This is a genomic window from Sorangium sp. So ce128, assembly GCF_051525245.1.
Classification (GTDB): Bacteria; Myxococcota_A; Polyangia; order Polyangiales; family Polyangiaceae; genus Sorangium; species Sorangium cellulosum_B.
Map to the genome: position 1 here is coordinate 11,742,115 of NZ_CP150313.1, position 23,659 is coordinate 11,765,773.

Genomic DNA, 23,659 nt, shown 5'->3' on the forward strand with positions numbered 1-23,659 from the left:
CGCGCTACCTCTCCTCGAGAAACCGCCGCTCGAGCGCGCGATGATCGATCTTTCCGTTCGGGTTCTTGGGCAGCCCGTCGAGCGCGAGCCAGCGCGCCGGCAGCATGTACGGGGGCAGGCAGCTCGAGAGCTCCGCGCGGAGCTCCGCCGGGCTGCGCGTGGCTCCGGGCATCGGGACGTACGCGGCGCAGATCCGCGCGCCCTCGAAGCCGTCGACGGCGACGGCGACGACCGCGCTCTCCGCGAGCCCGGCGATGCGCCCCAGCGCGACGGCGATCTCGTCGAGCTCGACGCGGCACCCGCGCGACTTGATCTGCCGGTCGGCGCGGCCGTGGAAGTGGACGATCCCCGTCTCGTCGATCCTCGCGAGATCGCCTGTCCGGTAGAGGCGCTCGCCGGAGCCGGGGGGCGCCTCGACGAACGCCGATGCGGTCTTGTCCGGATCGCGGAAGTAGCCGGGGCTCAGGCCGACGCCGCCGATGTAGAGATCGCCGATCACCCCGGGCGCCACGGGGCGGCGATCCGCGTCGAGCACCGAGAGCCGCTTGCCGGGGACCGCCTCGCCGATGGGGATGGGCGCGTCGTCGTCGGGGACGCGCGGCACCGTGTAATGGCTGGCGGTGATCGTCGTCTCGGTGGGACCGTACGTGTTCGTGAACGTCACGTGGGGCAGGCGCTCCATCCAGTAGCGAAGGGCCTTGGTGGGGAACACCTCACCATACCAGATCAGCCTTCGAAGCTCGGGGAAGTCGCCGTGGGCCACCACGTCTCTGCTCGCCATGCCGACCAGGACCGAAGGCACCGAGTCCCACTGCGTCAGCCTCGCGCCGCGGATGAACTCCGCCAGCGATCGCGGCAGGAGGTTGGCGCGCGCAGGGACGAGATGCAGCTCCGCGCCCGCGTGGAACGCGCGGAAGATGTCCCAGAGCGCGGCGTCGAAATGCAGTGGTGAATGGCAGGAGACGCGATCGTCGGCGCCGACTCCGAAATGGGTAGTGGACCACGAGACGAAGTGGAGCACCGCCTCGTGGGTGAGGGGGACACCCTTCGGCTCCCCTGTCGAGCCCGACGTGAAGAGGATGACCGCCAGATCGTCCGGAGCAGCCCCCGGCGCCGGCCGCTCGGCGCGCGCAGCCGCGATGTCCTCGCCGAGGCGGAGGACCTCGGAGACGGAGGCGTCCCCGAGCTCGTCGAGGCACCGCGCGGCGAGGCCGCCGCTCTCGGGGTGGATCACGAGCCGACAGGGCGCAAGCGCCCGGAGCATCCGGACCAGACGAGGGGCAGGGCTCGTCACGTCGAGCGGCGCGCAGACGGCCGCGGCCTTCAGGGTGCCGACGAAGGCGACGATCGCCTCGGACGACTTGGGCGCGAGGAGCGCCACGCGGTCGCCCGGCCGCACGCCGCGGGCCACGAGCGCGCGCGCGAGCTCGTCGCTCCGGCGATCGAGCTCTCCATACGAGAGCCGCGCCGAGCCGTCGACGAGCGCAGTGGCGTCGGGGTGGTGCAGGTCCTCTTTCGACACCAGCTCTTCGAGACGTCGGATCGCGCCATTGGCCACCACGGCGCGATTCAATCAGGTCCAAAAGTGGCCGTCAACGCCGGGCCACAGCCCCGGATCAGCGTCGCGGGGCCCGGGGCGCGAGCGTTGACGAGCCCCAGGCGATGTGCTCCACTCACCGCGCGAAGAGCGAGGGGCCATGATCCTTCTCATGGGAAACTGCGGTGCTTTCCGCGTCGCGCCGGCGCTCCGCCAGCTCACCGGCGCCGAGGTCAAGGTCCTCGGGTGGACGCAGGTGGACGCGGCTCTCCGCCTCGATCCGGCGCTCGTTTACGTCGATCTCTTCGGCTTCGACGTGATCGCGCCGATCTGCGTCGCCGCGATCGCCGGCCGCCCCATTCCCCGCTTCGATCTCGACCCCCTCCGGGCGGTCGTCGCCGCGCTGAGCGAGACACCCGTCGTCTACAGGGGAGTGCGCCGCCCTTCCGCAGGTGCGTTTGGGCTGCTCGGCGGAGACGCGGAGATCGACGCTGCCTTCGACGAGCTCGCGTCGGTGATACGCGCGCACCGCGTCCTCGACGTGCAGGGCCTCTGGGCCCGCCACGGGATCCCGATGGACGACGTCCTCGGCGGCCTCGGCCACGGCGAGGCCCTGGGGGCGGGCGCGGGCAAGGAGGCCGGCCCGAACGCCGTCGCCGAGGCGGTGTTCCACGAGGCGCAGTGGGTCGCGAGCCTGTGGGCCGCCCGCGCGCTCCCGCCCATCGAGTGCGTCGTCGTGGATCTCGACCTGTTGATCCGGGGAGATCTCCTCGCGGACGACTTCCACGCTCGCAACCCCGCCTGGCTCCCGCCGGATCGAGCGCCCGCGGCCACCGTCCTCGAGGCGTGGTGGTCCATGGAGCGGGGCCTCCACGAGGCGCTCCGGATCGTCGCGAGGCGGGGAGTCGCGCTCGCGCTGACGACACGCAATGATCGCGACGCGACCCAGCGCCGGTTCCAGAAGCGCGCTCCGGTCGCCGACGGCGATCCGGGGCCGTTCGCGTGGATGTACGAGGGGATCCCCGAGCAGGTACGGAGCTCGATCTTCTCTGCGCACCCTGCGTTGGTGGACGGCCTCGCGCTCGACGTCGCCGACTTCGCGGCGCTCGAGGCCGACCCTCGACGCCCCGCGTCCGAGGCGTGCCGGCGCGTCGCCGAGCGCCTGGGGCTCGAGCTCCACGCGCTGGCGTTCCTCGGCGCCACCGAGGCGGATCGCGAGGAGGTCCGAGCGAACGCGCCCGAGATCACCGTGCCGGAGGGGCCGGCGCATCGATATCGAGAGTTCCTCCTCCACGGTCCTCGGCTGGTCCGCTGGGAGAGCCCGGCCCCGAGGCCGGCGTCGATCGCCGGCTCCCCTCCGGCGGTCGCGCCGGCGGGATCGGGCGACGCCGCCGAGCGCGTCGAGGCCTTCCTGCGCGGATTGAACATCGTCGTCGACGTCCGGGCGGCCACGCCCGCGGAGTATCCGCGCGTGGAGGAGCTGCTCGTCCTGTGCACCGAGATGAACCTGACCGGCGATCGGCCCGAGCTCGACACGCTGGACGCCATCTACGTGGGGAGATGCCGCGCCTCGACCAGCGATTACGGGATCGTGGCGGCAGGGCTGGTCAAGGACGGGCGGCTCGTGAACTGGGTTTGCTCCTGCCAGGTCCTGCCGTACCGGGTCGCCGGCACGCTCCTGCACCTGACCCTCCAGACGACCCCGGGGATGGAGACGGAGTTCGTCGACGTCGGGAGCAACGCCGCGGCCCTCGACGTCATCCGGGAGGCGCGCTCCGGCTGCGCGCGCTGGGTCTCGGTGGGCGCCTGCGCGTGAAGACGTTCGACGAGCTCCGGAGGCTGGCGAAGAGGCCCTCTCCGGAATTCCGCCGAGTCCGCCTGGCCGTCCTTGCCGACTCCGCAGTTCAGCTCTACGCCCTGGCGCTCCGGGGCGAGGCCGCCGATCGCCGCCTCTCCCTCGCGGTGCTCGAGGGCGAGTTCGATCAGATCGATCAGGCGATCCTCGATCCCTCCTCCGAGCTGCGCCGCTCTCGGCCGGAGTTCGTTGTCGTCTGGCGATCCGCCGAGCGGCTGCTCTCGGCGTTTCGAGCGCTGCCCTCGACGGAGCGCGCCTCCTTCGCGGATCGGCACGTCGCGCACGTCCGGCGCCTCGCGGACGCGCTCGCGGAGAGCACCTCGGCCCGGATCATCCACGTCAACGTCCCGGAGATCGACGACGGGGTCTTCGGCAGCTTCGCCAACAAGATCCCTTCGTCCTGGGTCCATCAGCTCCGCCGGATCAACGTCCTTCTGATGGAGCTCGCGAGCTCGCGCGACGATTTCTTCGTCCTCGATCTCGCCCTCCTCTTCGCGGAGCACGGCAGGGCGGCCGCGGAGGACCGGCGGCTCGCCGCCACCGCGAGGATGGCGCTCGGCGTCGATTTCCTCCCGGTCGTCGCCGGGAGAACGCTGGACGTCGTGGACGCGATCCTCGGGCGCGCCCGAAAGTGCCTGGTCCTCGATCTCGACAACACGCTCTGGGGCGGGATCGCGGCGGAGGACGGCCTGCCGGGCATCGAGCTCGGCGAGCTCGGCCTCGGGCCCGCGTTCACGGAGATCCAGTGCTGGGCGAAGGAGCTCGAGCGGCGCGGCGTCGTCCTCGCGGTGTCGAGCAAGAACGAAGAGCGCGTCGCGAGGGAGGTGTTCGACCGTCACCCGGACATGGTGCTGCGGCTCGAGGACATCGCGGTCTTCTGCGCCGGCTGGGAGAGCAAGGTCGACCACCTCCGGCACATCCAGAGCGTGATCGGGATCGGGTTCGACGGCATGGTCTTCCTCGACGACAGCGCCGTGGAGCGGGCGGCCGTGCGCGCGGCGCTGCCCGAGGTGTGCGTGCCCGAGCTGCCCGTCGATCCTGTCGAGGTGATGCCCTTCCTCCGGCGGCTGAACCTCTTCGAGGCGGCGTCCTTCACCGGCGAGGACGCGCGGCGCACCGCGTATTATCGTGAGGAGAGCCAGAGGCGCGCCCTCCAGGGCTCGTCCGGAGCTCCGGAGGACTTCCTCCGGGGCCTCGAGATGATGGCGAAGGTCGAGGGCTTCACGCCCTTCAACCTCCCCCGCGTCGCGCAGCTCACGCAGCGATCCAACCAGTTCAACCTGCGGTCGGTGCGCCACGCGGAGGGTGAGCTGCGGCGGATCAGCGGCTCGGCGGGGCACCTCCCGTTCGCGTTCAGCCTGGAGGATCGGTTCGGCGCCTACGGTCTGGTGAGCGTGGTCATCCTCGAGGCGCGGGGAGAGGCCATGTTCGTCGACACCTGGCTGATGAGCTGCCGGGTGCTGAAGCGCGGGCTGGAGATCTTCGTGCTCGACGTGCTCGTCGAGGCGGCGCGCGGGCGAGGGGCGCGCGGGATCGTCGGCGAGCACCTGCCCACGCCGAAGAACGCGCTCGTGAGGGACCACTACGCGACGCTCGGCTTCGAGCGCCGCGGCGACCTCTGGTATCTCGATCTGGAGACCTACCGACCTCGCGAGCATTTCATCCGGAGGGCGTGACGTGGAAGGGGACGACATCCTCGCCCAGCTGACCAGGATCATCGCCGACATCCTCGACGCGGACAGCCTCGAGCTCCGCGAGGAGACGGTCGCGCGCGACGTGCCCGGGTGGGACTCGCTCTCGAACGTGCAAATCCTCCTGGCCATCGAGAAGCACTTCCGGGTCCGGTTCACGACCCGGGAGATTCGAGGTCTGGAGAACGTCGGGGCGATCTGCGCTCTGCTCCGAGCGCGGCGGGAGGGGCGGGCGCGATGATCCGGAGGGACGACGAGATCGAGGGGGCGCTGCGGGTGATCGCCGATCACTTCGGGGCGCCTCCGTGGCTGCTCCGCCGCGTGCTGGAGGGATACGGCCGCTCCTCCGCGGGCGACTCCGTGGCAGGCGCCGTCGAGCCCGGGAAGATCGCGCTCCGGACGGCGCTGGCCGGATCGAGCCTCCGCGCGCTGTCGGAGCAGCTGATTCGCCGGGATCTCGGGCCCTACGCCAGGGATCGAATCACGAAGCGCCTCTCCGAGACGCTCGCCCCCTTCTTCGGGCCGGGCGTGTGGCTCCCTTGCCCCTCGGCGACCGCGGCGGGCGCCGTCGCGGCGCGCTTCCTCGCGGGAAGCGGGCCGGGCGCGCTCTTCGCCGAGGACGTCGGACATGCGATGATCCTCGAGGCGGGCGCCGTCACGGTCATGAGCGGCGGACAGCTCTTCCCCGTCGCGATCCGGACGGACGAAAGGGGGACGATACGCCTCGAAGACCTCGAAGACGCGCTCCTCGCCCATTGCCCACGAGCGGCGGAGACGACCCTCGGGCGGGATCACTTCCCCACGCCCCGTGTGCTCCTCCTCTCGTGGCCGTCGCTGTTCGGCTTCGCGCCGTCCATCGACGAGCTCCGGGCCCTCCGCGCCGCCTGCGACCGGGAGGGGATGAAGCTCGCGCTCGATCTCGTCTGGGGCCCGCACAAGCTCGCGGAGGACTCCGATCCTCACCCTCGGCTCCTCGATCTGATGGGGCTCGCCGACGCCGTGACGTTCTCGCTCCCCAAGATCGACTGTGGGCCGGGCGCGTTCGTCTTCTTCCCCCGCGCGGAGGAGGGGAGCCTCGACCGACTCCGGGCCTCGGTGAAGCCCATCGGGCTCGCGGAGTTCGAGGCCTGGGAGACGTCGGCGCGGTGGGAGGCGGCGTGGACGTCGCACCGAGCCTTGCTCTGGGAGACGCTCCGGAGCCACGTCGATCGCGCCGCGCGCATCCGCGCGGAGCTCGGATCACGAGGCTTCGTGATGAGCCCGGAGAGCGCCGGCAATGTGGTGTTTCTCTCCGCGCCGCCCGAGACGGCGGAGGTCTTCCTGCGCCACGGAGCGGGCCGATGGCCCCTCCGGTGCGCGGATCGAGGCCACGTGATGCTGCGGTTGATGATCGCCTCGTGGTACCCCCCCGGGTGGGAGGACCGGCTCTTCGACGGGCTCGCGGGGCTGCCCGCAGGGCGGTGATCCAGCGGCGCAGCAGGCGCTCGTCAGCGCGGGCGCACGCGGCATCGGAGCGGGATCACCCGCGGGCCGGGCGACCCCTCGCGCGCCGTCCGCACCACGACCGGGCTGGCGAGCGCCGCCTCCGTGAGGCGCCGGGTCAGGATCGGCACCGCCTCCTGCAGCTCGGCGCGCGCCAGGTAGGCGCCCAGGCAGTGGTGGGGGCCGGCGCCCAGCGAGAGCGGGGCGGCGCCTCGCCGGGTGATATCGAACGTCTCCGGCGCCTCGAACACCCTGGGATCGCGGTTCGCCGCGCCCGTCGCGGCGATCACCAGCTCGCCGGCCCGGATCGGGACTCCGTCGAGCTCGAGATCGCAGGTAGCGACCCGGATCGCGACGCGCGTCCCCGGGGCGTAGCGGAGGATCTCCTCCGCCGCCGGCTCCGCCAGATCGGGCCGCTCCTGCAGGAGCCGCCGCTGGTCCGGGTGCTCCAGCATCACCAGGAATGCCTTGCCGATCGTGCGCCGGGTGGTGTCGAGGCCGCCGAAGAGGAGCGCCACGATCTGACACACGAGCTCCTCCTCGCTGAACCGATCCCCGTTCTGCTCGGCGGCGGCGAGCGTCGAGATCAGGTCGCCCCTCGGCTCGGCCCTGCGCGCCGCGATGGTCGGCTCGATGTACCCGCGGAGGCCCTCGAACGCGGCCTCGAGCCGGGGCAGGTGCTTCTTCACCTCGAGCCCGACGATGTAACCGAGATCCGAGCACCACCGCCGGAAATCGGGATCTTCGAAGGAGACCGGCAGCCCGAGCAGCTCGATGATGACCTGGCCGGGGAATCGCTCGGCGACCGCGGTGACGAAATCGAACTCGGTTCGATCGCCGATCTCGTCCAGCAGCGCGTGCATCCTCTCCCGCATCCGCGGGCGGAGCGCGTCCACGGCGTCGGGCGTGAAACCCTTCTTGAGCAGGCCCCGGAGGCGCGCGTGCGCGGCGCCCTCCGTGCTCAGGAGGAACCCCTCGTACATCCGCCGGACGAGGCCATCGGTGACTCCTTGTCTCGTGAGCACGTCGGTGCCCATGTTACGGAACCGAGCGTCGCGGAGGAGATCGTGGACCTCGCGATACCGCAGCACCGCCTTCCCCATCGAGGTCTCGGCATACCAGCAGGCCTCCTGCGCGCGCCGGACGACGTCGCCGCCTTCTTCCATGACATCGTCGGGCTGCAGCGTGTGGGGAGTCGACATGGGGAGCGTCTCCGTGTTATCGCGTGGATGGAAAATACGGTATCTCGGGAGCGGGGATGAGAGCGACGGTCGCACCCTCGTGGCGCGCTGTCAACCAGCGCTCCAAGGCGGGAGTCGCGCGCCCGCCGCTCTGCGACGCTCGTACCCGAACAGGACCGTGTACCGGGCGCCGAAGCGCGGCTGATCAGCGCCCCGGAGCGGCCCCGACGAGCGCGGCGAGCCTCCGGGCGAGATCCGCGCGGAGGAGCTTCCCCGTCGGCGTCCGCGGGATCGCCTCGAGCCTCACCAGGCGGCGGGGCAGCACCGTCGGGGCGAAGACGGCGCGGAGGTGGGCCAGGATCTCCGCGTCGCCGACGGCGCCCTGCGAGCCCACGATCGCGGCGACGATCTCCTCTCCCAGCAGGGGGTGCTGGAGCGCGACGCACGCGGCGTCCTCGACGTGCGGGAGCGCGCGGAGGACGCGGTCCATCTCGTCGAGAGACACCGACTCTCCCCGCACCTTCGCGATGTTCTTGCTCCGCCCCGTGATGGTGAAATAGCGCCGGCCGTCCCCTCGATCTTCGATCTCGTAGCCCAGATCCCCGGAGTGGAACCACCCGCCCCGGAAGGCCTCGGCCGTCGCCTCGTCGTTGCCGGCGTAACACGTCATCACGTTGTGCCCACGCATGCAGATCTCCCCGATCTCGCCGGGCGCCGCGCGCTCGCCGCCGCGGTCGAGCACCGCCACCTCGTTGCCGTACAAGGCCGTGCCGATCGAGGGGATCTCGACGTCGAGCATGTGCGCCCGATACGCGTCCTCGGAGAGGTCCGCCGGCATCGTCGTCGAGAAATTGGTGGTCTCCGTGAGCCCGTAGCCCTGGAGGATCCGCGCGCCGAGCTTCTCGCGGACGGCGCGGGCCGTGCGCGCGGTCAGCGGCGCGGCGGCCGAGACGAAGTACTCGAAATCGCCCGGCAGCGCGGGCTGCCGCCACACCCCGAGCAGCGCCTCGAGGATGCTGGGCACGACGCTGGCGATGCGCGGGCGGAACCGCTCGACGAGCCGCGGGTAGCCGAACGGATCGAAGGCGTGCGCGAGGACGGCGTGCGCGCCCGCGGCGAGCGTCGCGAAGATGGTGAAATGAAGGCAGTTCACGTGATGAATGGGGAGGCAGCCGAGGAGGCGGTCCCCGCGCTTCAGCCCGTGGTGACGGCGGAGCGCCTCCGCGTTCACGGCCGCGGCGTAGTGCGACTGCGCGACGAGCTTCGACGTCGCGGTCGACCCCGACGTCCCGAAGAACAGGGCGTCTGCCCGGGGCTCGACGGCGGGATCGGGATCGGACGCGGCGCCGTCCTCGAGCGAAGCGGCCTCGGGGACCGGGATCGCCTCCGGGAGGACGTCGGCCGCAACGTCGGGGGAGCGGAGGACCGCCTTGGCCCCGAGCGCCTCGGCGAGCTGTCGGAGCCGCCCGGCGGGGTCCGCCGGGCTGAGGAGGAGCAGCGCGCAGCCGGCGCGCAACGCGCCGAAGAGGGCGACGACCGAGCTCGCCTCGTTCGTCGGGACGAGCGCCAGGACGTCGCCGGAGCCGACCCCGAGCCGCCGGCGGGCCCACGACGACACCCGGCGGCTCAGGACCTCGAGATCACGGTAGGTGAGCGTCACGACCCCTCCGTCGGCCCGCGCCGCCGTGAGGAAGGGATCGTCGCCTTGCGACCGCGCGCGAGCGGCGACGTGCGCGAGGATCGTCGGCTCGATCGGGAGCGTTCGATCGAAGGGGACGCCGCCGTAGCTGTGGGCGAGATCGAAGTCGGTCGACATGGGGTCACCCGGGCTCGCGCAGCGCGCGCACGTGGCCGGCGATGGTCCGCGCGTCGCGGAACGTGGCGGGATCGATCAGGTCCGCGGGGAACCGGACCGCGAGGCCCCGCTCGAGATCGAGGATGAAGCCGACCATCTCGAGCGACGCGAGCCCGAGCGCCGAGAGATCCGTGTCGGGGCCCACGGCGGAGGCTCTCTCTGCGTCGACGTGGCGCGCCGCGATGTCCAACACCGCTCGTAGGAGGTCATCCATCGTCTGGAGACTACCTCTCCGGCGAGGGGTGGATCTGCACGTTTTTTCTCCCTGCCCGAGCTGCCGGCGAAGAGGCGCCGACCCGACGGAGAACCGTCGACGAATGCGCCAAGACAGCCGCGGCGGCCGCCGATTGATCCCCCGGGAGGTCCTTGATAGGCTCCGCGTGAGCCGATGGAGCGACTGCTCGCCTTGCCGGTGGCGCAGGCCGGGGACGATCCGCTGTTGAGCGACGAGCGGGGAGCTCCGGTGTGGCCCTATGCCGGCCCCGACGAGAGGGCGCTGCTCGCCCAGGTCGCGACGCTGTTCGGGCGGGAGATCGTCGATGTCCAGCCGGCCTCGAGGGGCCCACGCGACGGCGGCGAACGGCTCGTCGCGGGGTACGACGAGGGCGCCGAGCGGGCAGGCCGCCTGTATGCCCATCTCACCGGGCGCCGCTACGTTCATGTGGGCTCGCCGCGGGAGGCGACGGCGATGGGCGCGGTCGACGTCGTCGTCTGCGTCGCCCCGTCGGCGCCGCACGATCTCCTCGACGAGATCACGCGCGCGCGCAGGAATGCTCGTTTGGGGATCCTCTGGGCGGCCGACGCGGGCTCCCTCTCGCGACAGGCCCGGATCCGCGCCGCGGCCGCGCGGCTCGATCCTGCGCCGCTCGATCGGGCCACCGTGCTGAGCCCGATGACAGGGCACATCGAGCCCGTCCGCGTCGGCGCCGTCGAGCTCCGGGGGGCGCTGAAGACGCCCGGCGATCTCGAGACGGGGCCGCACGCCGTCATGGCGCTGACGACGCACTCCGACGGGATCGACGCCTTGCTCGGCGAGCGGGCGACGCTCTGTGCCCTCGTGGACCTCGACCCGAGCTCCGTCCCCGGAGGTCCGTCGCCGAAGTGCGTGATCACCGGCCAATGCCACCGGCAGAAGATGCCGGTGGCGGAGGCGCTGGCGTCCGGCCGGCTCGTGCCGGCGCGCGCGCTGTCGAGCCGGGTCCTCATGTGGAACAGCTGCTTCGGGATCATGGGGCGGCACTGGAGCGTGGTCGACGCCTGGGGGCTTATGCCCCAGCTCCTCGCCTCGGCCGAGGTCGGTTGCCTCGTCGCGCTGCGCGCGATCGTGAACACCGGGCCGGTGCAGGTCATCCCCCTCGTCGCCACGCTGCATGAAGGGGTGAGCGTGGGTGACGCGCTCGCGGCGTGGCGAGAGACGCTCGGGAGACAGTCGCACTCGATGATCCGAGATCGCCTCTTTCTGTTCGGCGATCCCGCGGTCGTCGCAAACCCGGCGCGCGAGGCCGCCCTCGACGAGGCCGCCTTCGACGAGGCCGCCTTCGACGAAACCGCCCTCGACGAGGCTGCCCTCGACATGACGGCGCCCTCGCCCTCGGCCCCCGTCGAGGCCACCGAGGCGCCGCTCATTCTGCGCTTCCTCGAGAACGTGAGAGCGTGGCAGCCCGATCTCTCCCCGGCGGTCGATGCGTGTCGGGCGGCGGTCGAGGCGAGCGAGCTCGCGCGCTCGAGCACGACGCCGGGGCCGCGCGCCGAGCTGGAGGCCGCGCTGCGACGAACGCTCCTCGGGGTGCTGACGAGGACGATGTGGTCGAGCTGGCTCGACTCGTGGCTGCCGACGGCCACTCTCCGCGAGGAGCTGGCCGGCAGGACGTGCGGCGACTGCGGCGCCGACCTCTGGGCGGGAGTCTACGACGTGAGCGCGCCCGGCGGCGCGCCCCGCTATTTCGCCAGCTGCGCCAGCTGCGGCGCCGTCGACGACCGCCCGGCGAGCTGCGAGGCCGTGATCGAGCGCGCCGATCACGGCCTCGGGCTCTCGCGGGGGGGGCCCCAGCGCGATTGGAGCGGCGCCCTCGTGTCGGCGCCGATCGGCCCCGATCTCGTGTCGACCGAGTGGCCGCGAGGCGAAGACGATCTGCCCCTACCGGAATGCCGCCTGACGGGAACATCGCAGGTGGGCCCGATATTCAGGCTGGCGATGTTCATCGAAGCTTCGCGTGTGTCGATTCATATGCGGCGCGCATTCCTCGCGACCTCCGATACGCCATGACGCAGCGCCCGGCGAGAAATCGCCCGAGGCACGGTCCCCCATCGCTCTTGACAGTCCGCCGACCGATCCCATAGCCTCTTCGATTGCTGCGATCCATCGCAGGTATGGGAGGAATCAGCCATGGCGGAACGTGACCTCAAGGATCTCGGGCACAACCTCAATCAAGATCAGTTGAAGCTCTACAGCGAAAAGCTGAAGGCGCTCGCAGAGTACCGTAAGGCGCAGGCGCGCCTCAACGAGGTGAACCTCGAGCTCATCAAGGCCGGCCTGCGAGTCAACCCGGGCTCCGTCGCCTGCTGGTAGTCGAGAGGGCTCGCTCTCACGAGGGCTCGCGACGCTAGCCCTCGACTCCACGCCCCGCGAAGCCTCCCGACATTCAGCGCGGCCCGACATTCAGCGCGGATCACCGGCGCCTCGCCCCCCGACTCCCTCTGCCCCACGACACAGCGCCGCCGCTGGCCAGCGCTCACCACGTGGCGAACGAGCAGCATCGTCCGCGGCTCCCTCTGGAGCGATCGACGTGCGAGTCCGCGCCGATCCGGTCGTGGAAATCCGGTCAAAACGGGTGACGCGCGCTCTCGCCGCTCCGGCGGGGCCGCCCTTTGCGGTTGTCAGGGGAGGGGCTTCGGGCTAAAGGAAACCCTGGATTTACCAATGGAAACGCGTAAAGGCCCTCCCTCCGACGTCGCTTCGATCATCGGGCAGCTCCGCAGGCCCAAGCGGATGGTGGTGACCGCGGGCATGCCGTACGCGAATGGCCCGTTGCACCTCGGGCACCTCGCTGGAGCCCAGCTGCCCGCCGACATCTACGCTCGGTGGTGTCGAATGCTCATCGGGGCAGAGAACGTGCTGTACGTTTGCGGCACCGACGAGCACGGGTCGACCAGCGAGATCGCCGCGGTCCAGGCCGGGCTCCCCATCCGCGAGTACATCGATCGCATCCAGCAGGCGCAGAAGAAGACGCTCGAGCGGTATTGCATCAGCCTGGACGCCTTCACGGGCACCTCGCAGCCGGAGACCTTTCCGCTCCAGCGAGAGCTGGCGCACGAGTTCCTGACGCGGTTCTCGGAGAACGGCCTCCTCGAGAAGCGCGCCACGCGGCAGTGGTTCGATCCGAAGATGGGGCGATTCCTCCCCGACCGCTACGTGCGCGGCCGCTGCCCCAACCCGCAGTGCGACAACGAGGACGCCTACAGCGACGAGTGCGACCGCTGCGGCCAGCAGCACGCCCCCGCCGCGCTCCTCAACCCGCGCAGCACGCTGAGCGACGCGGTGCCCGAGCTCCGCGAGACGGTTCACTGGTGGCTCGACATGTGGTCCGTGTCCGAGACGCTGCGCGAGTGGATCAGCGGCAAAGAGAAGACGTGGCGGCGCGCCATGCTGTCCGAGGTCCTGGAGACGGTGATGCCGTCGGTGCGCCTCGACCGGGCGCACGAGGCCACCTACAAGGAGATCAAGGCGAGCCTCCCCAAGCACAAGAGCAAGCTCGCCCGCGGGAAGGAGCTCGTTGTCCAGTTCGGCAACAAGGCCGATCTGGAGAGCGGCCGCGCGATCCTCGAGCAGCACGGCGTCCGCGTCGAGCTCGTCGACGAGTGGGCGCACCGGTCGATCACGCGCGACATCGCCTGGGGGATCCCGATCACCGAGGATCCGGACCTGGCGGGCAAGACGCTCTATGTCTGGCCCGACTCGCTCATCGCGCCCATCTCGTTCTCGAAGGTGGCGCTCCGCGACAAGGGGGTCGACCCGGCGCGCTATGCGGAGTTCTGGCGCGATCCCGAGGCCCGCGTGGTCCAGTTCCTGGGGCAGGACAACGTCTACTTCTACGTGCTCATGCAGGGGGCCATGTGGCTCGGGACCCAGGAGGACCCGCACCGGCTGCCGGCGGCGGGCGAGCTCCAGCTCACCGACGTCTTCGGCTGCTTCCACCTCCTCGTCGGCGGCGAGAAGATGAGCAAGAGCCGCGGCAACTTCTTCACCGGCAATCAGCTCCTCGACGAGAAGGGCTACTCCGTCGATCAGATCCGGTATTACCTCGCGCTCCTCTCGCTCGCGGAGAAACCCTCGGATTTCGACTTCGAGAAGCTCGACGAGCGCAACAAGTTCCTCGCCGGGCCGATGAACGCCGCGTTCGAGCGCCCCATCTCGGCGGTGCACTCCAAGTTCGGCGGCAAGGTCCCCGAGGGCGCCCTGCTCGACAAGGTGGTCGCCGACACGGTGCGCATCGTCCAGCGCTACGTGCGCGCCATGGATCGGGCCGACTACCCGAACCTTCTCTTCGAGATCGAGAACTACGCCCGCACGATCAACAGCCTCTTCACGCAGTACAAACCGCACGACGATCGGCACCCGGAGCAGGGGCGCCGCGACGCCCTCTACACGTCGTTCTACGTGCTGAAGACCCTGATGATCATGCTCTACCCGTTCGTCCCGGAGACGATGGATCGCCTCCGCGTGTCGCTCCGGCTGCCGCCCGAGGTGTTCCGCCTGGAAGAGCTCGGCACGCCCATCCCCGCGGGCCATGAGATCGGCGCCAAGCAGCCGTATTTCCCGGCGCCGTCGAGGGAGGGCGAGACCTGATCGAGGGCGTTTTCACCGAGCGCGCGGGCGACGCCCACGTCGGGCGGAGGCGAGATCTGCTCGAGGGCGGCGCCGCCCTGCCGCCGTGCGCAGACGTGCTCCGCGCGTCGGCCGCAGAGTTCCCGGACGCGGTCCGCGAGCGCCTCCTCCGCGAGCTCGGCGAGCGTGGCCTCGTCGCCGTCCAGCTCGACGAGCCGCTCTCGAACGATCGATTCACCACCCTGGGATCGCTCCTCGGGATCGCCTCTCCGGAGACGGATCCAGCGGTGCTCCCGTACGTGGAGAGGGGCGTGATCCTCAACCTCGTGGCCGAGCACGGGCGCACGGAGGACGTCTCTCTCCAGCCCTTCGCGACGAACCCGCTGACGCTCCACAGCGAGGGCAGCGGCCGGCGGGCCGAGGAGCAGCCTCGGTACATCGTCCTGATGTGCCGCGATCCCGGCGACGAAGGGACCGCGGCCCAGACAGTCCTCGTCCCGATGGCGGCCGTCGCAGAGGGGCTGTCGCCAGACGCGCTGGCGACGCTGGAGCAGACGCGATATCGAAGGAGCCCCGACGGTCCATGGATAGCGCGTCGCGTCGACGGTCGGTGGGTGTTCTCGTTCCGCGACTTCCTCTCGCAGCCGCTCGAGTGGACGCACGCGGGGCACGCCCCCTCCGCGGAAGCCATCAACGGCGCTCTTCGCGACCTGCTGGCATCGATGTACGCTCCCGGCGCCTCAATCCGCGTCCATTGGACGCGCGGAAAGCTCGTCATCCTCGACAACACGTTCTTTTTCCATGGGCGGACGGCCGGGCGAAGCGCCGGATCGAGCCGGCGCCGCCATCTCCAGCGCCTGCGGATCCTCGCCGGCCCCTCCGCCTGACGGGCCAAGGCGGCCGGAGAGCTCCACGACGTCACGAGAGGCGACAATCGACCAGGACGCCTGGTAGGCTGAGCCCATGGCGGGGATGGATCCAGCGACGGATTTTTCGGTTCACCGGATCGAGTGCGGCAGCCTGAAGAGGCTCCCGCACCCGACGTGGCCCTGCGAGCTCTGGAGCTATCGCCCGGGGCCGTGGCAACCTCCTGCGGAGGGGACTCACTACGGCGCTGTCTTCTCGGGGAGGCTGACCCTCCGTTGCCGCTCGGGGGTCTTCGAGATCGGCGCGGGGATGGTGTTCTGCGTCCCGGGAGAGCTGGCGTTGCACGGCGAGGGGGAGGCGTTCGGGATCACCCACGCTCGGAACAAAGGGTTCTTCCAGATCGCCGGGCCGATCGAGGCGTCCGGGCGGCTCCGCTACATCGACGGTTGCACCGACTCCCTGCTCATCGCCCCTCAGGTCCGGGGCGAGCCGTGCCTCAACCACCTGCATTTCCCCCCTCGTACGGACCAGACGCTCCACACCCATCCTTCGCTCCGCGCGGGGCTCATCATGCGAGGGCGCGGCGTCTGCAGGCTGGGCGACCGGCGGGTGCCGCTCTCGCCCGGGCTGGTGTTCCACCTGCCGCCGGGCTCGAAGCACGCGTTCCAGACCGAGGCGGAGAGCATGGATGTCGTCGCCTTCCACCCCGACAGCGACTTCGGCCCCGTTCACGACGATCACCCGATGATCAACCGGACCATCGTGGACGGCATCTCCGCGCGGCACGTGGAGCGGATTCGCACAGCCGAGCAGCCCAATGAGTGAGGAGCGAACCAGGGGTCCGCGGCCCCCAGCGCCGGCGGAGCTCGCTGGGCAAGAGCTCCAGCTCTTCGCCAGGGCCCCGCGCGCGCGCCCCTTCGATCTGCCCGACGAGGCGCACGAGGCCGCGCGGCGCGCCCGCTCCCTCGGGGCTTTCGACGATACGTTCGTGCCGACCGTCGACGAGCGCATGCTCGACGTGTACGCGCGGGCGAAGAACCCCGATGATCCGATCGAGCTGCGGGATCTCTGGCTCGGACGCGTCGAGCACGAGCTCGGCAGGCACGCGCACAGGCCATCGCTCGCCGAGCGCTGGCGCGCCGCGACGCTGCGGAGGCAGGTCCACCCGAGCGAGGTGCTCACCTCGCGCGCGACCGTGCGCTTCATCAAGGAGCTCTTCAACTGGTTCTTTCGCGACGACCTCTACGGGGAGCTCCGGTCAGACGATCACATCATCCTCTCGAGCGGGTCCGTCGACGAGCAGGCGTGGGGCCTCCCGGAGGCGTTGAAGGACTGCGTCCGCTTCGCGCTCGAGCGGGACTGGTACGGCTACTCCGACTCGTGCGGGCGCCGCCCCGCGCGCGAGGCTGTCGCCATGTACGAGAACGCTCGGATCGACGGGGCGGTCTACACGGCCGACAACGTCGCGCTGACGATGGGCGGGACGTTCGCGATCAGCGCGCTCGCGGACTTCATCCTCTCGGGCGCGCCGAGGGAGGGGGCGCCCGTGCTGTGCGGGATCCCCAACTATCCTCCTCTCGTGGAGTCGATAGCCCGTCGGCGCAACGTCGAGCTCGTTCCCCTCCCGTCGAGGGCTGGCCACACGTCGCTCGAGCCGCTGATCGCCGCGCTCACGCCGCGCACCCCGCTCGTCCTCCTGCAGACGGTCGCGAACCCGACGGGGGCGGCGGTCTCCGACGCCGATCTCGGGCGGCTGATCAGCGCCGCGTCTCCGTCGACGATGATCGTGCTCGACGAGTGCCACGAGTGGCTCGGCCCGCTCGGGCGGTGCTCGCAGCGGCGCGCGGCCACCAACGTGATCCGCGTCTTCAGCGCCTCGAAGACATGGTCGGCGCCGGGGCTGAAGATAGGTTGGTTCCTCGCCGACGCCGGGTTCATGGCCGACTACTACGAATACGCCTCGACGACCTTCGGCGGGCCGCCTTCCTTCTTCTACACGCTGGTCGAGGTGCTGGCGCGGATGGAGCGCTGGCTCATCACCGGCGTCACGGAGCCGGGGGCGGCCGAGGTCGACGAGTTCGAGCGCTCCTACGGGCTGGATCGCGCGCAGCTCTCGATAGCTTATGAGAGATATCGGACCGAGCGGCGCGCGCGGCAGGACGCGTTGCAGACGCTGCGCGATGCCTCCATCGGCCGGCTCGCGCGAGCGTCCGCGCGCGTCATCTCGCCGCGCTGCTCGATCAACCTCGCCGTCGAGCTACCGGGGTGGAACGACTCGTATCGGTGCTTCCGCGATCTCCTCCGGCAGAGCCGCGTGGCGGTCTTTCCAGGCATCCTGACGTTCTGCTTCTCGGGCGGGATCGTCAGGGTCACGACGGCGCGCCAATGGCACGATCTCTCGTCGGCGGTCGCGCGGCTGGAGGCCCAGCTCGGCCTCCCGGGGGGCCGCTGATCGGAAGGCGCTGCCGCCGTGGTTCACGAGCGTGAAGGCGTCTCGCATCGTCTGCTGCACGGTGCCATAGGCTTCCAACACACGCGCTGATCGCCGCCTCCACAGCCGCGATGACCGCGGGGACGGATGATCCACGGCGTCGACCTTGCTCGACGGACACGCCGCCCTGCGATAGCAATTGAGTACCCCGGGGATCACGTCGCCCGGGCGGCGCGACATGAGCGTAAGGGCGCGCATGCAGGGCACGGCTCTCGGGCACGAGGCCGCGCTCCGCGCGCGCGGGGGAGGTGGGAGCCTATGTTGAGCGGTGCTGATGTTTCCGTCCACCAGGGAAATATCCAGTGGGACGCGTTCGCCTCACGGCTCGATTTCGTCTTCATCCGGGCGACGTACGGGATCGAGGGGGTCGACAGGAGGTTCGCGACCAACCGCGCCGAGGCCGCGCGCTGCGGGGTCCTCCGGGGGTATTACCATTACGCGTTACCGCGCCTCGACGCCGCCGAGCAGGCGCAGCGGCTCTGCAGCGCGGTCGGCGACCTCGAGCCCGGGGAGCTCGACATGGTGCTCGACCTCGAGGAGACGCAGCACGCGGGCGACAACGGCCATGTCTGGACGTCGCAGGACACCCTGGCTCTCCAGGTGTGGACCCGCCGCTTCGTCCAGGAGGTGAAGTCGCGCTACCCGGGCCGCTCCGTCATCCTCTATACCCGCCACAACTTCTGGCACGATCACCTCGGCGGCAGCTCCGAGTTCGTCGACTGCCCGCTCTGGATCGCGAACTATACCTATGGCCTCGACTCGGTGCGGGCGAGGCCCCCGGCCAACCCGAAGGAATGGGCGGACTGGGCGCGCAGGAAGCCGCTCAGGGCCTGGGACCCCTGGTCCGCGTGGTCGTTCTGGCAGATCACCGCCAAGGCCGTGATGCCGGGTGTCCGGACCAACACGGTGGACGCCAACCTGTTCAATGGAACGGTGAGCGATCTGCGGCGCCTCGCCCGGCTCGAGGCCGGGTCCGTGACGTCCGAGCCGCTGCCCACGGCCGACGCGCTCTGCCAGAAGCTGCTCTCGCAGGCGGATGACAGATACATCTTCGGGCACGAGGTGCGCCTCACCGACCCCAACCCCTCCGCGTTCGATTGCTCCGAGCTCATCGAGTGGGGCTGCGCCCAGCTCGCCGTCGAGCCCACGATGCCTGACGGCTCCTGGATGCAGGCGCGCCACGTGAAGGCGGCGCGGCTGCTCATGCCGGTGGACACGGCGATCGCGACCCGCGGCGCCCTCCTGTTCCGCTTCTCGGCGGATCCGTTCACGGGCGGGCGCCCCGAGCACGCCCACGTGGCCATGAGCCTGGGCGACGGCCGCACCATCGAGGCGCGCGACACCGCGCATGGCGTCGGCGTGTTCCCGGCGCTCGACCGGGGCTGGACACACGCGGGCCGGATCCCGGGCCTCGACTACGGCGCCTCGCCGCCCGGCGGCGGGCTCGCGCGCGGCGCCAGGGGGCCCGAGGTGAAGGCCTGGCAACAGCACCTGTTGATGTGGCGCGCCGGGCTCCTGCCGCGGTTCGGCGCGGACGGCGAGTTCGGCGCGGAGACCGAGGCGGCCACGCGGATCTTCCAGCAGGAGATGGGGTTGCCCGTGACCGGCGCGGTCGGGCCCGAGACGCGCGACGCCATGCAGCGCGCGCTGCCGCGCCCGCCCTGCGCGCTCGAGCTGCCGCGCGCGCTGGGCCGAGCGCTCCTGGGCGTCGTCGCCCAGGGGGCGGCCGCGGGAGGCGCGGCGCGCGCGGCGGGGCCGCAGGCAGAGCTCCAGGGAGCGGTGAGCGGGTCGGCGGCGATGGCGACGCCGGGCCACGACGCGGCCGGCGTCCGCAGCTACACGTTCGCGGAGAGCGGCTTCCGGTTCACGGTGACCGCCACCCCCGAGCCGGTCGCGGCGGCCCGGGCGAACGACGCCGGGGGCGCCGTGGCCTTCTTCGCGTCGAGCCAGGCGCAGCCCGGGTCCGCGCGTCTGGCGCCCGTGTTCGACGGGACGGGACTCGACTGGCTGCCGCCGCGCGATCCGGGCGCGCTCACCGGCACGAGGTTCTACGAGCAGGTCCGGGGCCTGTCGCTCGCGGCGCGGGAGGAGCTCTTTCTCCAGGAGGTGCTGCGGGGGAACGTGCCCAGCTTCCTGCGCCGCTTCCATCGCGTCACGGTCGAGGCGCCCGACGGAAAGCGGGGCGTCGCGTACGTGTGCGCCGACTACCTGGCGATCGGCCCGGACACCGATTTCCTGCGCATGCCGCTCACCGGCGTCACCGCCCAGCGCGTGGCGGATGCGTGCGGCTGCGTGCTGCCGACGAAGAAGCTCGTGAAGGACATCTATGCCGCCTCGCGGAAGCAGACGGCCATCCCGTTCGATCCCCAGGACGGCACCAAGGTGGAGCGCTTTCGTGACCACCACCTGGCCATCGAGCAGCACCGGGTCGGCGAGCTCGGCGAGCTGCTCGCGGGACACAAGAAGGACGTCGTGGTGACCAACCGGCTGCACCACCACGCGCGCCGGCTGGCGATCTTCGGCTTCTACAAGGCGGACGGCAAGCCGTGGCAGCCGCTGGACACGTCGCTCCGGCGGCGGCTGCCGCACGAGGACACCTACGCCGACTACAGCCACGGGGTGCGGCTGATCGGCGGCCTGATGGCCCTCGGGTCGGAGCAGCGCTGCGTGGCCGACGTCCTGCTCGACCCGGCGCTGTGCGGCCTCGTGAGCGACGAGGGCATCATCAGCGTTCCGAGGTACGAAGTGCACCCGCTCGGGTGACCGTTGCGGTCGTTTTGCCGCGGCCGAACGTCGGGGTGAGGGGAGGGGTGGGGCTCGGCTACACTCCGCGGGTAGCAGGAGGAGTCCCCGCGATGGAGCTGAGACGCACGAAGGCCATGGGCGATCACGGCAGCCTCATCGATGCGCTCGCGTCGGTCAGCGAGGCGGAGCTGCTCGACGCGATCGTCGCGCTCGCGATGCCGCGGCACATGTTCCGCCAGCGCGCGGAGAACCGCCGCGCGGCGCAGTACGTCGCAGGTGCGCTGGAGGAGCAAGGCTATGCCGTCGAGATCGAGGGTGAGCTCGGGAACGTGGTCGCGACGCCCCGGGCCGCGGTCGATCGCCCGATGATCCTCGTCGGGGCGCACTACGACAGCGTGCCCGACACGCCCGGCGCCGACGACAACGCGAGCGGGATCGCCGCGATGCTCGCCTGCGCGAGGGCGCTCTCGCGCTTCGAGCCGGCCCTGCCGGTGGGCTTCGTGGCCTGGAACGGCGAGGAGGACGGGCTGCTCGGCAGCGTCGAGTTCGTGGCGCGCCATCGATCGCAGGGCGGAGCGCCGATCGCCGCCGTGCACGTGCTGGAGATGGTCGGCTACGCGAGCCACGAGCCGGGATCCCAGCGGATGCCGGTCCCGGTCCCCGGCGCGCCGGACGTCGGCGACTTCATCGGGCTGCTCACGAACCACCGCTCGAACCACCTCGTGGAGCTCGCCGCGAAGCAGGCAGAGGCGCTGGTGCCCGAGCTGCCGGTCGTGGGCCTCAAGGTCTACCTCGGCCTCGAAGAGTGGCTGCCCGTGCTCCACCGGAGCGATCACTCGCCGTTCTGGAAGGCGAAGATCCCCGCCATGCTCTGGACCGACACGGCGGAGTTCCGCAACCCGAACTACCACCGCCCGACGGACACCCCCGAGACGCTCGACTATGGCTTCATGCGCCGCGTGACGCAGCTCGTCCTCGCGACGGTGACGCGGCAGGTCCGGACCGGCTAGAAGGAGAACCCGATGGTCATCGAGCTGACCCCGAGCTTCAAGGTGATCGACGCGCGCTTCCGCAAGCTCGCGCTGCCGCACGTGCACGTCGAGAAGCTGTACACGGGCTGCCGCTGGGCGGAGGGGCCGGCGTGGTTCCCGGCGGGGCGCTACCTCGTCTGGTCGGACATCCCGAACGACCGCATGATGCGCTGGGACGAGACCGACGGCTCGGTCTCGGTGTTCCGCCAGCCCGCGATGAACACCAACGGCCACACGGTCGACCTGCAGGGCCGCCTCGTGTCCTGCGAGCACCGCGGCCGCTGCGTCTCGCGCACCGAGCACGACGGCTCGCGCACGGTGCTCGCGTCGCACTTCGAGGGAAAGCGGCTGAACTCGCCGAACGACGTGGTCGTGAAGTCCGACGGCAGCGTCTGGTTCAGCGACCCGAGCTACGGCATCGACAGCGACTACGAAGGCGACGCGTCGCCGAGCGAGCAGGGCGCGCAGCGCGTCTACCGCCTCGACCCGGCCTCGGGTGCGCTGACGGTCGTCGCGGCCGACTTCGTGCAGCCCAACGGCCTCGCCTTCTCGCCGGACGAGTCGCTGCTGTACATCGCCGACACCGGCGCGACGCACGTGAAGGGCGGCCCGCACCACGTGCGCAAGTTCCGCGTCGACGCGAAGGGCACGCTGACCGGCGGCGAGGTGTTCGCGATCTGCCCGGTCGGCGTGTACGACGGCTTCCGCGTCGACGTGCACGGCAACCTGTGGCTGTCGGCCGGCGACGGCGTGCACTGTCACGCGAGCGACGGCGCGCTCCTAGGAAAGGTGCTGATCCCCGAGACGGTGTCCAACGTCTGCTTCGGCGGCGCCAAGCGCAACCGCCTGTTCATCTGCGGCACGACCTCGCTCTACGCGGTCTACCTGAACACCCGCGGCGCCGGGCGCTAGAATACCGATCACGTCGAAACCCGGAGAATTTTCACAGGGAGGCGGGGAGGAAGAAAAAAATGAATCTCTCGCTCTTCCGGTCTCTCGCTCCCCGCCTCCCCGCCTCCCTGTGAAATTCCTGCTTTCTCTCGTGGTTTCAACCCGTTTGTCGCTCTAGCTAGCAGCGATGACCGCGGGCCGGCGCCTGCACCGCTTGACGCGGCCTGGAACGGGTCAGCGTCCCTCCTGATGCTGTCGGCCGTAGACCAGCAGCATGGCGATGATCACGGCGCCATAGATGATCTGGCGGCCGGCCTCGGGCATCTGCAGCACGCTGAGCATGCTCTGGAGCAGCACGATCAGGATGGTGCCGAGGACGGTGCCGAGGTACGTCCCGCGCCCGCCCATGATGTTGGTTCCGCCGATCACCACCGCGGCGATGGCCGGCATGAGGTAGTCGTTGCCCATGGCCTGATAGGCCTTGTGCGAGAAACCGGCCAGCAGCATACCGGTCATGGCGGAGCACACGCCGCACATCACGAAGGCGCCGATCAGCACCAGGTGCGTTCTGACACCCGACAGGTAGACGGCCTGCTCCTGGTTGCCCACGGCATAGATGTAGCGACCGAGCGCGGTCCTCTTCAGCACGAAGGTGGCGACGCCGCCGACCAAGATCCAGACGAACAGCGAGTTCGGGATGGAGAGCGTCTTGCCGACGGCCAGGACCTCCATCCACTCCGGCGCCTCGCTGCGCGGAGCGAAGCCGCCGGTGTAGAGCACCATCAGCCCCTGAAGCACGGTGTTCGTGCCCAGCGTGAAGATCATCGAGGGCACGCGAAGGTAGGCGACGCCGAGCCCGTTCAAAAGGCCCGCGGCGGCGCCGACGGCCAGGCCGCAGGGCAACGCGGCCCAGCCGCCGATCCCTGCGGCCAGCATGGCGCTCGAGGTGAGCACCCACGGCAGCGAGAGATCGATGTGACCGAGCAGGATCACGATCATCATGCCCGTGGCAGCCACGCCCAGGAAGGCCGCGATCTGCAGCTGTTGCAGGATGTAGTACGGGCTCAGGAAGCTCAGCGTGCCCTGGGTGACCAGCGTGCCGATCGAGCCGCTCACGAGGACGACGCCGATCGACAGCAGCGCGTACCAGGTCGGCTTGTCGATCTCGCCGAGACGGCTCTTGAGGGAGAGGGGCTGTTGCATCGAGC

General features: G+C 70.7%; 18 protein-coding genes. 13 read left to right on the forward strand and 5 right to left on the reverse strand.

The genetic code is table 11. The features are described from left to right. Nucleotides 1–4: 4 nt before the first annotated feature. A complete protein-coding gene (locus tag WME82_RS44590) occupies nt 5–1,522 on the reverse strand; it encodes an amino acid adenylation domain-containing protein (RefSeq protein WP_438040285.1) in 1,518 nt (505 codons plus the stop codon). A gap of 175 nt (nt 1,523–1,697) precedes the next feature. Here WME82_RS44590 and WME82_RS44595 point away from each other — a divergent pair, with 175 nt between their 5' ends. From WME82_RS44595 to WME82_RS44610, 4 genes are read left to right on the forward strand one after another with little or no spacing between them, the layout of a single operon-like run. After that, nucleotides 1,698–3,353, forward strand: a complete 1,656-nt coding sequence (locus tag WME82_RS44595; protein WP_438040286.1) for a hypothetical protein — start codon at nt 1,698–1,700, stop codon at nt 3,351–3,353. After that, on the forward strand, nt 3,350–5,068 hold the full coding sequence (locus WME82_RS44600) for an HAD-IIIC family phosphatase (protein ID WP_438040287.1): 1,719 nt from the start codon (nt 3,350–3,352) through the stop codon (nt 5,066–5,068). The genes WME82_RS44595 and WME82_RS44600 overlap by 4 nt, the downstream gene beginning before the upstream one ends. Before the next feature lies 1 nt (nt 5,069). After that, a complete protein-coding gene (locus tag WME82_RS44605) occupies nt 5,070–5,324 on the forward strand; it encodes an acyl carrier protein (RefSeq protein WP_438040288.1) in 255 nt (84 codons plus the stop codon). Continuing rightward, complete coding sequence (locus WME82_RS44610; protein ID WP_438040289.1) at nt 5,321–6,547, forward strand: beta-eliminating lyase-related protein; 1,227 nt, start codon at nt 5,321–5,323, stop codon at nt 6,545–6,547. The genes WME82_RS44605 and WME82_RS44610 overlap by 4 nt, the downstream gene beginning before the upstream one ends. Nucleotides 6,548–6,570: 23 nt before the next feature. On the opposite strand, the gene WME82_RS44615 is transcribed toward WME82_RS44610, so the two are convergent. The 3 genes from WME82_RS44615 to WME82_RS44625 all read right to left on the reverse strand — a co-directional run bounded on the left by WME82_RS44615 (nt 6,571) and on the right by WME82_RS44625 (nt 9,815). After that, entirely contained in the window at nt 6,571–7,767 is a 1,197-nt protein-coding gene (locus tag WME82_RS44615) for a cytochrome P450 (protein ID WP_438040290.1), read from the reverse strand. Nucleotides 7,768–7,951: 184 nt separating this feature from the next. Next, on the reverse strand, nt 7,952–9,562 hold the full coding sequence (locus tag WME82_RS44620) for a class I adenylate-forming enzyme family protein (RefSeq protein WP_438040291.1): 1,611 nt from the start codon (nt 9,560–9,562) through the stop codon (nt 7,952–7,954). A gap of 4 nt (nt 9,563–9,566) precedes the next feature. Continuing rightward, nucleotides 9,567–9,815, reverse strand: a complete 249-nt coding sequence (locus WME82_RS44625; protein WP_438040292.1) for a phosphopantetheine-binding protein — start codon at nt 9,813–9,815, stop codon at nt 9,567–9,569. Nucleotides 9,816–9,989: 174 nt separating this feature from the next. Here WME82_RS44625 and WME82_RS44630 point away from each other — a divergent pair, with 174 nt between their 5' ends. From WME82_RS44630 to WME82_RS44670, 9 genes are all read left to right on the forward strand, one after another. Beyond that, complete coding sequence (locus WME82_RS44630; protein ID WP_438040293.1) at nt 9,990–11,867, forward strand: hypothetical protein; 1,878 nt, start codon at nt 9,990–9,992, stop codon at nt 11,865–11,867. Nucleotides 11,868–11,987: 120 nt separating this feature from the next. Beyond that, nucleotides 11,988–12,170, forward strand: coding sequence for a hypothetical protein (locus WME82_RS44635; RefSeq protein ID WP_438040294.1), 183 nt, complete (start codon nt 11,988–11,990; stop codon nt 12,168–12,170). 351 nt (nt 12,171–12,521) lie between these two features. Further along, complete coding sequence (locus WME82_RS44640; RefSeq protein WP_438040295.1) at nt 12,522–14,447, forward strand: methionine--tRNA ligase; 1,926 nt, start codon at nt 12,522–12,524, stop codon at nt 14,445–14,447. Between the two features lie 95 nt (nt 14,448–14,542). Next, complete coding sequence (locus WME82_RS44645; RefSeq protein WP_438040296.1) at nt 14,543–15,313, forward strand: TauD/TfdA family dioxygenase; 771 nt, start codon at nt 14,543–14,545, stop codon at nt 15,311–15,313. A 76-nt stretch (nt 15,314–15,389) separates the two neighbouring features. After that, nucleotides 15,390–16,118 (forward strand): cupin domain-containing protein, encoded by a 729-nt coding sequence (locus tag WME82_RS44650; protein WP_438040297.1) that lies wholly within the window; start codon nt 15,390–15,392, stop codon nt 16,116–16,118. Next, nucleotides 16,111–17,745, forward strand: a complete 1,635-nt coding sequence (locus WME82_RS44655; RefSeq protein ID WP_438040298.1) for a pyridoxal phosphate-dependent aminotransferase — start codon at nt 16,111–16,113, stop codon at nt 17,743–17,745. The genes WME82_RS44650 and WME82_RS44655 overlap by 8 nt, the downstream gene beginning before the upstream one ends. Before the next feature lie 297 nt (nt 17,746–18,042). Continuing rightward, nucleotides 18,043–20,547, forward strand: coding sequence for a GH25 family lysozyme (locus WME82_RS44660; RefSeq protein WP_438040299.1), 2,505 nt, complete (start codon nt 18,043–18,045; stop codon nt 20,545–20,547). Nucleotides 20,548–20,639: 92 nt separating this feature from the next. Continuing rightward, nucleotides 20,640–21,539, forward strand: coding sequence for a M20/M25/M40 family metallo-hydrolase (locus tag WME82_RS44665; protein WP_438040300.1), 900 nt, complete (start codon nt 20,640–20,642; stop codon nt 21,537–21,539). A gap of 12 nt (nt 21,540–21,551) precedes the next feature. Then, entirely contained in the window at nt 21,552–22,472 is a 921-nt protein-coding gene (locus WME82_RS44670; RefSeq protein ID WP_437742490.1) for an SMP-30/gluconolactonase/LRE family protein, read from the forward strand. A gap of 213 nt (nt 22,473–22,685) precedes the next feature. Here WME82_RS44670 and WME82_RS44675 read toward each other — a convergent pair whose 3' ends face one another. Further along, nucleotides 22,686–23,654, reverse strand: coding sequence for an ABC transporter permease (locus WME82_RS44675; RefSeq protein WP_438040301.1), 969 nt, complete (start codon nt 23,652–23,654; stop codon nt 22,686–22,688). Between the last annotated feature and the right edge of the window lie 5 nt (nt 23,655–23,659).